At 23.3% G+C, this 14,636-nt stretch carries 8 protein-coding genes and 1 pseudogene; 4 read left to right on the forward strand and 5 right to left on the reverse strand.

From position 1 onward, the window contains the following. Positions 1–141: 141 nt before the first annotated feature. Both asnS and pncB read right to left on the reverse strand, forming a co-directional pair. Positions 142–1,542, reverse strand: a complete 1,401-nt coding sequence (asnS, locus tag U0T63_01645; protein XBC39052.1) for an asparagine--tRNA ligase — start codon at positions 1,540–1,542, stop codon at positions 142–144. A 44-nt stretch (positions 1,543–1,586) separates the two neighbouring features. Further along, positions 1,587–2,774 (reverse strand): nicotinate phosphoribosyltransferase, encoded by a 1,188-nt coding sequence (gene pncB, locus U0T63_01650; GenBank protein ID XBC39053.1) that lies wholly within the window; start codon positions 2,772–2,774, stop codon positions 1,587–1,589. A gap of 1,329 nt (positions 2,775–4,103) precedes the next feature. On the opposite strand from pncB, the gene U0T63_01655 reads away from it, so the two are divergent. Continuing rightward, the gene (locus tag U0T63_01655; GenBank protein ID XBC39054.1) at positions 4,104–6,005 is read left to right on the forward strand and encodes an ATP-binding cassette domain-containing protein; all 1,902 of its coding nucleotides are present in this window, start codon (positions 4,104–4,106) and stop codon (positions 6,003–6,005) included. 128 nt (positions 6,006–6,133) lie between these two features. Here U0T63_01655 and U0T63_01660 read toward each other — a convergent pair whose 3' ends face one another. The 3 genes from U0T63_01660 to U0T63_01670 all read right to left on the reverse strand — a co-directional run bounded on the left by U0T63_01660 (position 6,134) and on the right by U0T63_01670 (position 11,633). Beyond that, complete coding sequence (locus U0T63_01660) at positions 6,134–7,090, reverse strand: rhodanese-related sulfurtransferase (protein ID XBC39055.1); 957 nt, start codon at positions 7,088–7,090, stop codon at positions 6,134–6,136. A 91-nt stretch (positions 7,091–7,181) separates the two neighbouring features. Continuing rightward, positions 7,182–10,046, reverse strand: coding sequence for a valine--tRNA ligase (locus tag U0T63_01665; GenBank protein XBC39056.1), 2,865 nt, complete (start codon positions 10,044–10,046; stop codon positions 7,182–7,184). An 87-nt stretch (positions 10,047–10,133) separates the two neighbouring features. After that, the gene (locus tag U0T63_01670) at positions 10,134–11,633 is read right to left on the reverse strand and encodes a leucyl aminopeptidase (protein XBC39057.1); all 1,500 of its coding nucleotides are present in this window, start codon (positions 11,631–11,633) and stop codon (positions 10,134–10,136) included. Between the two features lie 466 nt (positions 11,634–12,099). On the opposite strand from U0T63_01670, the gene argF reads away from it, so the two are divergent. The 3 genes and pseudogenes from argF to pyrI all read left to right on the forward strand — a co-directional run bounded on the left by argF (position 12,100) and on the right by pyrI (position 14,636). Next, positions 12,100–13,116 (forward strand): ornithine carbamoyltransferase, encoded by a 1,017-nt coding sequence (gene argF / locus U0T63_01675; protein XBC39058.1) that lies wholly within the window; start codon positions 12,100–12,102, stop codon positions 13,114–13,116. Between the two features lie 142 nt (positions 13,117–13,258). After that, positions 13,259–14,190, forward strand: a pseudogene (gene pyrB / locus U0T63_01680) (aspartate carbamoyltransferase). Then, positions 14,187–14,636: an aspartate carbamoyltransferase regulatory subunit gene (pyrI, locus tag U0T63_01685; GenBank protein XBC39059.1), complete on the forward strand. Its 450-nt coding sequence runs from the start codon at positions 14,187–14,189 to the stop codon at positions 14,634–14,636. Before pyrB ends, pyrI begins: the two are co-directional and overlap by 4 nt.

Here is a 14,636-nt window from a genome sequence, read left to right on the forward strand (position 1 = left end):
AACACTAAACTTTTAAGTTTTCATATAATGATAAAAATATTTATATTGACAAAAAATTATCTTATCAAGAGTAACATACAAATGTAATTTGTATTTTTATAAAAAGTACGATTACTAATTTACTTTGTTTCTATGAATTTATTAAATATTAGAATTACGCACAGTTCTAGGAAAAGGAGATACATCTCTAACGTTTTTAACACCAGTGATATAAGATAACAAACGCTCAAAACCTAATCCAAATCCAGAATGCGGAACAGTTCCGTATTTTCTAAGATCCCTATACCACCAATAACTTTTTTTATTTAATCCACATTCGGAAATTCTTTTATCTAAAATTTCTAAGTTTTCTTCTCTTTCAGAACCCCCTAGAATTTCTCCAACACTAGGAACTAACAAGTCCATTGATGCAACAGTCTCATTGTTTTCATTCAATTTCATATAAAAAGCTTTAAAAGATTTTGGATAATTTATAATTATAGTAGGAAGTTTAAAATATTTTTCTACAAGATATTTTTCATGTTCAGAAGACAAATTTATTTCTGATGAAAGTATATTATCAGAAAATTTACCAGATTTTTTTAATATACTTATAGCTTCTTTATATTCTATTCTAAAAAATTTTTTACTTAAAAATTTTTCAAGTCTATTAACAATATCAATATTTAATACGTTTTGTAAAAACTTAATATCAATAAAACATGTTTCTAATACAGTACCTACCACATCCTTCAACATACTTTCAGAAAGATCCATTAAATCCTTTAACGTAAAAAAAGCACTTTCTACTTCTAACATCCAAAATTCAGCAAGATGTCTACTTGTATTTGAATTTTCTGCTCTAAATATAGGTCCAAAAGAATAAACTTTAGATAAAGCACATGCATATGCTTCTAGATTTAATTGCCCAGACACACTTAAAAAACTTTCTCGTCCAAAAAAATCTTTTTTAAAATTAGTTTTTAAAAAATTGTCTATAGGAATATTAGAAAAGTCAAAAGTAGATACTCTAAACATTTCGCCTCCACCTTCCGAATTTAAGCTAGTAATAATGGGAACTGGTATCCAGTAATATCCTTTTTTACAGAAAAATTGATGTAAAGTATAAAACAAACAACTCCTAATTCTAGATATAGCTCCAATAAAATTAGTTCTCGGTCTTAAATGAGAGTTCTGTCTTAAATATTCAAACGTATGTTTTTTAGACGTAATAGGGTATTTTGAAGGATCTTTTATATTTCCAATTACTTTTATTTTTTTTGCTTGAATTTCATATAACTGTTTAATTTTTGGAGATTTTACTAATTTCCCACTAACAACTATAGAACATCCCGTTGTAAGATTCTCAATTTCTTCATAATAATTAGGTAAAGAACAATGTGCTACAATTTGTAACGTGTTAAGACAAGATCCATCATACATATCAATAAATGTAACCCCAGACTTTAAATGTCTTCTATTTTTTATCCAACCTTTTACAGAAATATACTTGTTCGTGTCTATTTTATTTTCATGTATATTAAATATAGAAAACATATTCATAATTTTATTCTCTAATAAATTATTAATATAGATTTTTATTATAATTATAAATTAAAAGCAAACTTTAAATCTTTCATAAACATCTTATTACAACATACTGTTTTTCCTGAACTATCTGAGATTTTAGCTACTGGTTTTCCATTACATTCTACTAATTTAATTACAATATTTAATGGAGTTACATTAGGAATATCGCAAGTTAATTGTGTTCCTATTCCAAATATTATGTTTATCTTTTTTTTGAAAAAATAAAATAACTTTTCTATTTTATTAAAATTTAGATTATCTGAAAATAATAGCGTTTTTGTAAAAGGATCGATTCCTAAAGATTTATAATGACAAATTGCTTTTTTTCCCCATTTAAATGGATCTCCAGAATCATGCCTTAATCCTTGGTAAGAATTAGCTAAATTAAAATTGAAATCATTCAAAAAAGAATCCATAGAAATACAATCTGTAAGAGCAATTCCTAATTTTTGTTTATATTGTTTTAACCATATTTTTAAAGCCATCTTTTGACTATTTTTTAAAATAGGACTTATCTGTTGATGTGCTTGAAACCATTCATGAGATTGAGTCCCTACTGGACTTATATTTAACATTCTAGAGATATGATAATTACTTGTTCCAACTAACCATGGAAAATTCTTTTTCAAAAACTTAACTATAGCAAAATGAACATTATAAGAAAATCGTCTTCTTGTTCCAAAATCTATTATTTTTAAATTAGACATATTTATATTTTTTGTTTTTTTTAAAAAATTAAAAATCTTTTTTTTTAAAAAATCTAAAGCTATTTTTTTCGTAATGTGAGGAGATTCATTTGTATGAACAATTTCACTAATTAATGATAACAAAGGAACTTCCCATAATATAACTTCTTTCCATAATCCATGTATGCAAATACACAATTTACCTTTATTATTAAATATTTTTACTTGTGAAATATCATATCTAAAATTTTTCAACCATAGCAAATATTCTTTTTCAAAAAAAGGAAAGGAAGACAAATATATGTATTCATCATGAGTAAGATATAAGGTAGAAGACATCATTTCAATTTGCTGTAACAAAACTTTAGAATAACATCCAAAACGATTAATGCCTCGACATAAAAATTTAGAAGATACAGATACATCGGGATAATGATAAAATACAGCTTGCTGCATATGAAACTTGTAAGCGTCAGTATCCAAAAAATTTTTTAATATTGGGTAACTATATTTTTTCATATTACACTTCTACATACATTTTAACGAATAATATGTGTAAAATATTCATATAATAATATATTTTATATTATAATTATCTTAAAATATACTTTTTGATTTAAAAGTTATTAACTTATATTTTTAACATGATGTTTTTGAAATAATTATAACTTTATAATCGTTATTACATAAAATTATATAATACTTAATACGACAATAAATATTTTTTAAAATCATATATATGATATAAAAACTAAAATATTATATAAATTTATTCAAAATATATCATTGTGTTTAATCTAAAAAATTTAACTTGTTAATATTAAATTAAGCATAAAATAAAATAAATTTTGATAAAGATATAAATCTTATCTGTAATTTATATTTTCTAAAATACTAATTAAATTATGTTTTTAAAATGTTTGAAGTTTAATTTCAAAATTTTAACATCAGATATTTGTTGATAAATTTTTGAGATAAAATCCATGAATCTATGCAATGGATATTTTCTACTTCTTAGTTACAACACAGAAATAATACATCTATCTGTTTAAATCAAGTTTAAACAATTATACTTTAAGTTCAATAACATTAAAATAACTTTTTAAATTAAAACATCTCATTTTACAAGTTGTAAGAAGACATAGAAATAAATATGTGTACGTATACTATTTAAAAAATCGCAATATAAAAATATCTTAAAATTACAAAATAAAATTAAATATACATAAAAATAAAAAAAGAAACGTTCATAGAATTTACATCTCTATTAGAGTTAAAATTTATTTTAATATGTTAAGATAAAAACTTAACAAAATTTCTAATAATTCAATTAATCAAAATATAGAAAATCACAAACTTAAATAAAGACTATATTATACTTGTTATTAATCAAATAATTATAATACGAAAATAAAAAGTTAAACTATCCTCATTTGTTATAACCTAAAATTCATATTATATAATAATCTCATACGTTATATTTCTAAGATAAAGTTATTATTAATACAAACGATATAAATTTATCAATATCTCATAAAATAAGATTAAACAGAAAAATTGTATTCTTCTTTAATGTATAACAATATTAAAATTTATAAAAGATATTATAAAATATTTGTAAGATAATTACTACAAATCTACAATATATCAATAATTTTAAAAAATTAATTAAATTAAACACAAGTATAATTAACTTTTTAGAAATAATTAATTGTTTAAAATTATAAAAATATCATTTACATTAATATGGAATCTTATGATCAAGTATTATAATATTAAAATTATTCAAATTAATTAGTAAATTTTGATATTTGCAAATCACTTTAAGTTTAAAAATTAGAGGAAATCATGGCGTTAATTTATGTACAAAATGCAAGCTTTACATTCAATCATATTGCATTGTTAAATCAAATAAATTTCAAAATAAATAAACGAGATAGAATTTGTTTAATAGGTAATAATGGAACAGGAAAATCTACTTTCCTTAACATACTTACAAAAGAAGAACCTCTAGATTCTGGATTTGTTATATATAAAAATAACGTAATAGTAAAATACTTAAAACAAAACGTAATCTATAACAATACTCAGTCTGTTTATGAATTTATTTGCGAAGGAATAGAACAAGATTCTGAACATTTAAAAGATTATTTTAACCTTTTAAAACACCAAAACTCTAAAACATCCTCATATTGTTTAAACATATTAAAAAAACTAGAAAACATATTTAATAAAAAGAACTTGTGGAAAAAAAAAGAAAAAGTTGAAAACATCATAAAAAGTCTCAATTTAAACGAACAAGATATGATATCTTCGTTATCTAGAGGTTGCCTTAAAAAAGCAGAATTAGGAAAGATATTAATAAGTGATCCTGACCTAATGATATTAGACGAACCTACAAACTATTTAGATATTATTACAATTAATTGGTTAGAAGAGTTTTTAATAAAAAACTTAAAAAGTGTATTATTTGTCTCTCATAATCGGTCTTTTATAAACAAAGTATCTACAAAAATTATCAATTTAAATCGTGGAAATTTAATTTCTTGGACAGGAAACTATGATTCTTTTTTAAAAGAACAATATAACAATGTTTGTTTATCTCAAATAAAACAAAAAAAATTTAATAAAAAACTCAAAAAAGAAATACTATGGGCTAACAGCGGAGTACAAGCAAGATCTACTAAAAATGAAAGTCGCATTAAAGAATTAAAACGTATGATAAATGAAAAAAATTCTAATACAACATGCAGAAACACAATAAACATTTTAATAAATCAAGATAACTATAAAGGAGATATTTTCTTTAAATTAAGAGAAATATGCTTTAAAAAAAATGATACTAACTTAATTTATAATTTTTCTGATACTATAAAAAAAGGGGAAAAAATTGCATTAATAGGAGCTAATGGAAGCGGAAAAAGTACGCTGTTAAAATTAATATTAGGACAACTACATCCTGATAACGGAAGTATTTTTTCTAATTCAAATGTTAAAATTGCATATTTTGATCAAACTAGAGTTGAAATTAATTTAGAAAATACTGTATTAGAAAATTTATCTTCTATAAAAGAAGAAATATTAATTAATTCAAAAAAATATCACAAATTGAAATATCTAGAAAGTTTTTTATTTCCAAAAGAAAAAATTAAGCTACAAGCAAAAAAATTATCAGGAGGAGAAATAAACAAATTATTATTAGCTAAATTATTTTTAAAAAAAAGTAATGTACTAATATTAGATGAACCTACTAATGACTTAGATCTAGAATCATTAAAGAATTTAGAAAACGCATTACAAAAATATACAGGAGTAATACTGTTTATTAGTCATGATGAAACGTTCGTAAAAAATATAGCTAATAAGTATTGGAATTTTGAAAAAAACGGATATATACAAAAATATCTAAATTTTCATAGTATGAAAATACTAAAAAACTCTAAGAAATATTCAAAATATAACTTAATCCTTAAAAAGAAAAATAAAACACTTCAAAATAAAAAAAAACATAGTTTTCTAAATTACAACTTAAAAAAAGAACTTAAAAACATACTGAATAAAATAGAAAAAACAGAAAATGATATAGCAAAATTACAAAATAATGTCAACTCTTCAAATTTTTTCTCATATACACTCTCTGTTCAAAAAAAAGAAATATTAAATCAGCTAAAGATTTTAGAAAAAAACTTAAAAAAGTATTTATTAAGATGGGAATACTTAGAGTTACAAATTGATAAAACAAACAATTAAATTTATTTAAATATAGAGTTTTCTATTAAAGCAAAATAATTATTTTAAAGAGCCCATATTAAAACGCTTAAACTAAATAATTTTATTGTCTTATAAATACTATTTTTATAAACTTATGAATTTAAATTCTACTGAATAATTTTAGACTTCATTTTACTAACATAATAACAATGCTTTGAACAAAAATTTTCAAACTTTTTTGAACATTTTAAACATTGAAGAAATAAATTGTGACAAGATTGATTGTAACAATTTTTATAGAAATCACAATATTCATTACATTGAGAACATTTTGACAAAACATGATTCGAAACTTTTTCACTTATTCTCGCATCAAAAACAAAATTTTTTCCTTGGAAAAAAATAGGAATTCCATATTTCTTAGCACTATTAACATATCCAATAATTCCTCCCTTTATTTGATATATATTTTTAAATCCATTATATAACATGAATGCTGATGCCTTTTCACATCTTATTCCTCCAGTGCAATACATTACAATTTTTTTTTCTTTTTCATCTTTTAAAAATTTAATAATTTCTTCCAACTGCATTTTAAAAGTATTTACTGGAATATTTATAGCTCTTTTAAAATGCCCAATTTTATATTCATAACAATTACGTATATCTAAAAAAATTACATTTTTTTGATTCAACATAATATTAACATCTATAGCATTTAAATACTTTCCAGTATAATTTAAATCATAAAAATTTTTAGACAAATGATCAGCTAAAATAGTATTTTTCACTTTCATTTTTAATACCCAGAAAGCTTTCCTATTATCCAATGCAATATTAATCCAAACATCTTTTAGTACATTAGAATAATTTCGAATAAAATTTTTTGCTCTACTATACATATTAATAGGAATGCTTATTTGAGCGTTAATTCCTTCTTTAGCTATATATACTCTTCCTAAAATACCGAATCTTTTAAAATTTATATACCAGTCGTCTCTCAATTTTTTAGGATTATGAATTAAAAAATATTTGTAAAAAGATATTGTTATTCTAGAAACATCATCAAACAACATCTTATTTTTTAATTTTTTATTAGAAACTAAATTATGTAACACAGTCATAATACTGTATCTCCTTTATTATTTGTGTACTTACATAAATTTTGAAATATATGATTATAAACTTATTTAAATTTGTGTAAAAACAATAAACTTAAAACAACATTTTCTTTTTTAAAGATAACTGATTGTGAATTAATTGAAATTGAACTAAACGATTTCTAGTATTCTTAATAATTTCAAAAGAAGCATTATCTAAAAATTTTTGATTTGACAATCTTAATTGTAATTGATCTATTTTTAAACTTACTTTTAAAATTTCTTTTTCTACTTTTCTTAATTCTATTTCTCTTAAAAATTTCTTTGATATAGGAATTAATATCTCTGTTTCACGAATTAAATATGTTGAAAATAAAGATTTGTTTTTCTTACCTGAAAATATAGTAATACTTTTCAGATATAAAACATTTTTTAAATATTCTTTATATTTTTCAATCATCTTCTGTACTTCTAAATTTATGTTTTTAAAATATATAGATATTGATTCTTTATAGGATAACTTTACATTCATTCTATGCTGACGTACTATTAAGAATACGTCTCTAATCCACTTCATATCTTTTAATATACTTTTGTTTTTTAAACGTTCTTTATATTTAGGAAACGGACGCAATATAATGCTATTAGTATTTTTTTTTATATCTAAAAAAATTCGAACTTTTTGCCAAATTTCTTCAGTAATAAATGGAATAATAGGATGAGCTAAACGTAAAATTGATTCTAAAACATATAACATAGTACGTTGAGTTCCAATTAATTCTAGTTTTGAACAAGAAGTAATAAATGATTTTACTAACTCTATATAAAAATCGCAAAATGTTTTCCAAATAAATTCATGCAATATACTTGAAGCTATATCAAATCGATACGTATCTAACGCAATTCTATATTTTTTTATTGTAATATTAAGTTTTAACATAATCCATTTGTCAGTGGTTGATAATATAACTTTCTTACCTTGCATAAGTAGTTCTTTATTAAGATTCAATAATACAAATCGACTTGCGTTCCAAAGTTTATTACAAAAATTTCTACAAATATATAAACGATGCAAATTCCAATTAATATATTTAGTTTGATTCGATAAAGATGAACAAGTAAATCTCAATGCATCCACACCAGTAGCATCAATACCATTAGGAAATGTTTTTGTGGTATTTTTTAAAATTTGATTTTTTAAAGAAGGTTGTAACATGTTCTTTGTTCTTTTTTTAATTAAATTTTCTAGTGTAATACCATCAATTATATCTAATGGATCAATTACGTTTCCTTTCGATTTAGACATTTTTTTTCCATTTTCGTCACAAATTAAACCTGTGATATATGCTATTTTAAAAGGAACTTTAGAAAAAATATTAGTATCTTTTATAAAATGAATACTAAGCATAATCATTCTAGAAATCCAAAAAAAAATTATGTCAAAACCGCTTACAATTATATTAGTTGGATAAAACATATTTAAAATTTTAGTTTTTTTTGGCCATCCTAATGATGCAAAAACCCATAAACCTGAAGAAAACCATGTATCCAATACATTTTTATCTTGTTTTAATTTTATATTGTTAGGTAACATATATTTTTTTCTTATTTCGCATTCGTTATGCCCGACATATATGTTATGATGTAAATCATACCAAATAGGAATCTGATGTCCCCACCACAACTGTCTAGAAATACACCAATCTTTAACGTTCTTCATCCAGGAAAAGTAAATTTTTTCATATTTTTTAGGAATAAAGCTTATATATCCATCTTGTACAACTTTAGATGCTTGTTTTGCTAATAACGAAACATTTAAATACCACTGATCAGTTAAAAAAGGCTCAATAATAGAATTACTTCGATCACCATATGCAAGAGTAACATTTTGTATTTCTGTTTTATCTAATTGCTGATTTTTAATCAATTCTTTTAAAATTTTTTCTCGCGCTACAAATCTATTTAAATTCTGAAATCTAATAGGAATTTCTTCAGAATATAAAAACGAAGGTTCTCCATTTATATTATATTCTTTTGCAATATGAGAAATATTTCCATCTTCAGTAAAAACATTTATCATAGGTAAATTATGTCGTAAACTGACATCAAAATCGTTGAAATCATGAGCAGGAGTAATTTTAACACATCCCGTTCCTTTTTTCATTTTAACGAAATTATCTCCAATAATAGGAATAACTCTATTAATTAATGGAACTAATACTTTTTTTCCTATTAACGTACTATATCGCATATCTTCAGGATGAACTGCAATCGCTGTATCTCCAAAAAGTGTCTCAGGTCGCGTAGTAGCTACTATTAAGTACTTGTGTTGTTGTACATTATGTGTTAAATTAGTATCGTCATTAATTATAAAATATTTTATATACCACATACTGTTTTTAGAATCACAATGCTTTACTTCCAGATCAGAAACTACTGTCTTTAAAATAGGGTCCCAATTAACTAGCTTTTTTCTTTTATATATTAATTTTTGATTATATAAAACTATAAAAGCCTCCCTAACTGCATAAGACATTTCAGAATCCAAAGTAAATTTTTCTTTACTCCAATCTACAGACATTCCTAGTCTACGCATTTGATTAGTAATGTTTTTTGAAAGTTTTTCTTTCCATTTCCAAGCTTTTTTTATAAAATTTTTTTTTCCACATTCTTTAAGTGTTTTTTTGTCTTCTAATAATATTTTTTTTTCAAGAACAATTTGAGTAGCTATCCCAGCGTGATCAGTGCCTACCTGCCAAAAGGTATTTTTTCCTTTCATACGATTATATCTTATTAAAATGTCCATAATCGTATACTGAAACGCATGTCCTATATGTAAATCACCAGTAATATTTGGAGGAGGAAGTATAATACAAAAGTTAGATTTTTTATATTTCAAATCCGGTTTGAAATAATTATTAACTTCCCAAAAATTATATAACTTTTCTTCTATTTGTGCAGGATCAAAATGTTTTTTCATTTTTAAAATGATAATAGAAATATAAATATATTATATTAAATAATAATTCAAAGACATAAAAAAATATACATTTATATAAAAATACTACTAATTTTTTAATTTATTTAAAATAAATTGAGCAAGTAACGACATAGGACGACCCGTTGAACATTTTCTTCCTTTCGAAATCCATGCAGTTCCAGCAATATCTAAATGTGCCCATTTATATTTCTCTGAAAATTTAGATAAGAAACAGGCAGCAGTAATGGCACCCGCGTATTTTCCTCCAGTATTATTAAGATCGGCTATATTTGATTCTAAACTTTTATAATATTCATAAAACAAAGGCAAACTCCACACTTTATCATCTGTTTGAACACTTGCTTTTTCTATTTCTTTAGCTAATTTATTATTGTTGGACATTAATCCAGTTACATAATTTCCTAATGCAACTACACAAGATCCAGTTAACGTAGCTATATCAATAACTATATCAGGATTAAACCTTTCTACATAAGTTAATACATCACATATTATCAATCTGCCTTCAGCGTCTGTATTTAATACTTCTATTGTTTTTCCAGACATTGTAGTTAAAATATCACTAGGTCTTAAAGACCCCCCGCTTAACATGTTTTCACATCCCGCTAATATTCCTATGACATTTATAGGCAATTGTAATTCAGATATAAAAACCATTAATCCCAATACAACTGCTGCTCCAGACATATCATATTTCATTTCTTCCATATTATTAGAAGGTTTTAAAGAAATACCTCCAGAATCAAAAGTAACACCTTTTCCTATGAAAACAATATTTTTAGATGCATATTTTTGATCACCTTGATATTTAATAACAGACATCATAGGTTTATTTTTAGATCCACTACCAACAGACAAATATGCATTCATTTTTAAATTTTTCATATCATTATGATCAATAATATTTACACTCATAATTTTTGGATATTTTAAAGATAATTGTTTAGATTTATAAGAAAGATATGCAGGAGTACAAATATTAGGTGGAGTATTTGACAAATCTTTAGCAAGTTTTATTCCTTTTGAAATAGCTATTCCATGTTTAATAGCTTGTTTTACATACAATATATCGTCATTTAAGTTAACATCAAAAAAAATTTTCTTTAACACAAAAAAGGGTTTTGATCGTATAGTTTTAAACTTATTAAAACAATATATATTTTCCTGAATTATTGCAATAAAATGTCTAATTTTCCAATATATATTTAATCCTTGTACATCCATATCAGAAATAAAATATTTTGCATTATGAATTGGTAATTCCTGAACAATCTTAAAACTCATTTTAATAATTTCTATATATCGATGTATATTAAACGAGCATTTTTTTCCAAATCCAAGTAATAGAATCCTTTTAGAAGTGATATTAGGAACATTGTGTAAAAACAAAAATTGTTTGTTTTTTCCTTCTATTTCTTTATTACTAATTACTTTTTTTATATAACCATTAGAAATTTTATCTAAATCTTTAAGAGATCCGTAAATTTTTGCATCTTCAAAGAATCCTAAAATTAAACAGTTAAAGTTACTTTGACTTATTTTTGTGTAATCTAGATTATATTTCATATTTTCCCAAAATAGTTTTAATGTAGAAGTTAGTTTCATTAAATCGATGTAACTAAATAAAAATTAAAATATCTAAAACGTTTTTAATTTCAATAACATTTGAATATTTCGCAATATATAATATTAAAAATACTTAGAATTTAACAATTATTTATAAAAATAAAACTGGAATACAAACCCTGTAAAGAAATTGTGATTTAAATTCAATAAAAAATATGATAGCATTTAATTTTATTCAAATAATTTAATGTAAATATTCTATATTTTCAAACACATTGTATATTTAAAATATATTAAATGAAACATTATGTAATATATAAATTTTTTCGTAATTGTTTTTAAAAAATATTTTATTATATATGAGAATTTATATTATTTTAATTTAAAACTTCTTTAAATTATCTTTATTTTTCCTTTATTATATCATTAAAATATATATAAAAATAATTTCTTATTTAGGAAAATAATGAACACATTATACAAAAAAAGTTGTCTTAGATTGCTAGATTTCAATAGTCGTGAAATTCAACATATTATCAAAGTAGCAGGTTCTTTAAAAAATTTAAAAAAAAATGGAAAAGAAAAATGCTATTTAAACAATAAAAAAATTGTTCTAATTTTTGACAAAGAATCTACAAGAACAAGATGTGCATTTGAAGTTGCAGCATTTGATCAAGGAGCGAATGTTACATATTTAGGTCCTGGTAGTACTCATTTAGAATATAAAGAATCAATTCAAGATACTGCAAGAGTGTTAAGTCGCATGTATAACGGAATTCAGTATCGTGGTCATAACCATAAAACCATTGAATCTTTAAAAAAATATTCTACTATACCAGTATGGAATGGATTAACAAAAAAATTTCATCCTACGCAAATTTTGGCAGATTTATTAACTATTAAAGAATTGTTACCTTTCAAATCATTATCTAATGTTAGTTGTGCCTATGTTGGAGATGCAAAAAATAACATAGGAAACACTTTATTAGAAGCAGCATCACTACTAGGATTTAATTTACGTCTGGTTGCTCCTATAGAACTCTGGCCTCAATCAAACTTTTTTTTGAAATGTAAACTACAAGCAAATAAAAATGGAGGAGACATAATTTGTACAGAAAATATTAAAATAGGAGTACGACATGTAGATATTATTTACACTGATGTATGGATTTCTATGGGAGAATCGAAAGAAATGTGGAATAATCGTGTAAAACTATTGAAAAAATATCAAGTAAATTCTGATATGATTCATTTAACACAAAACAAAAACGTTCAAGTTTTACACTGTTTACCATCTTTTCATGATGAAAGTACTATTATAGGAAAAAAAATAATACAAGAAAACAATTTAAAAAATGGTATAGAAATTACTAATGATATATTTGAACTATATTCAAATACAATTTTTGAACAATCTGAAAATCGACTGCATACAATCAAAGCACTTATGATCACTAGTCTTATAGAAAATTTTTCTTATTAAAATATAACTTTATATTAAAACTAAAATGATAATTAACATAAAGCACTTAAAAGTTTAAAATATATTGTATCTATTTTGAAACATGATATACATTATCATTATAATTATAATGCTAATTTTAATAAAGAAGAATAATAAAAAAATGAATCAAAGTTTACATTTAAAAAGTATTATATCTATCAACGATTTAACCAAAAAAGAACTAAAATTAATTTTAAAAATTGCTAATGTTTTTAAAAAAAAAATTATCTCAAATTATTAAAAAATAAAATCATCGCCATCTGTTTTTTCGAAGCTTCTACTCGCACAAGATTATCTTTTGAAACTGCTATACTTAAATTAGGAGCATCAATTATTGGATTTTCTGACGGAAATAACATTTCTCTTGAAAAAAAAGGAGAAAGTCTATCAGATACTATATCAGTTATTAGCGCATATGTTGATTTAATTATTATCCGTCATCCTAAAGAAGGATCAGCTCGATTAGCATCTGAACATTCTAATCACATTCCCGTGATAAATGCTGGAGATGGTGCTAATCAACATCCCACTCAAACATTATTAGATTTATTTACTATTCAAGAAACACAAAGAAAGTTAAATAATTTAAAAATAGGAATTGTAGGAGATTTGAAATATGGAAGAACAGTTCATTCGTTAACGCAAGCTTTGTCAAAATTTAAAAACAATAGCTTTTTCTTTATTTCTCCGGATACACTTACTATGCCTAATTATATAAATACTATGCTACACGAAAAAAAAATAATTTGGAATAGATACGAAAGTATTCAAGAAATAATTCCAAAAATAGATATTTTATACATGACACGTGTTCAAAAAGAACGATTTAAATCTCCTGAACATGTCAATATAAAAACACAATATATATTAAAAGCAACTGATTTACACAATGCTAAAAAGAACTTAAAAATCTTACATCCATTACCTAGAATTAATGAAATTGCTAAAGATGTAGATCAAACACCACATGCTTGGTATTTTCAACAAGCGAAAAACGGAATATATGCACGTCAAGCATTATTAGCACTTATATTAAAAAAAAATATAATATGAATCATATTAAAAAATTAGAAGTAGAAGCAATTAATTGCGGAAGTGTTATTGATCATATCCCTATTTGTATAGGCTTCAAATTATTAACACTATTTAAACTTTCAAAAATAGAAGAGCGTATTATAATAGGATTAAATTTACCTTCAAAAAAAATAATTAAAAAAGATCTAATAAAAATAGAAAACATATTTTTAACTGGTAATCAAATAGATCAATTATCAATCTATGCTCCATACGCTACAGTAAATTATATTAACAATTATAAATTAATAGATAAGATATTTCTTAATGTACCACATCAAATAAATAAAATCTTGCTATGTCCTAATAATAATTGCATCAGTAATGACATAGAAATATCATCTAGCTTTAAATTTAAAAAAAATAATAATATGTATTTAATATGTAAATATTGTGAAAAAGAATTTAAAAAAACATTATTTTAG

It is taken from the genome of Buchnera aphidicola (Nurudea shiraii), from assembly GCA_039829955.1.
Classification (GTDB): Bacteria; Pseudomonadota; Gammaproteobacteria; order Enterobacterales; family Enterobacteriaceae; genus Buchnera_B; species Buchnera_B aphidicola_AY.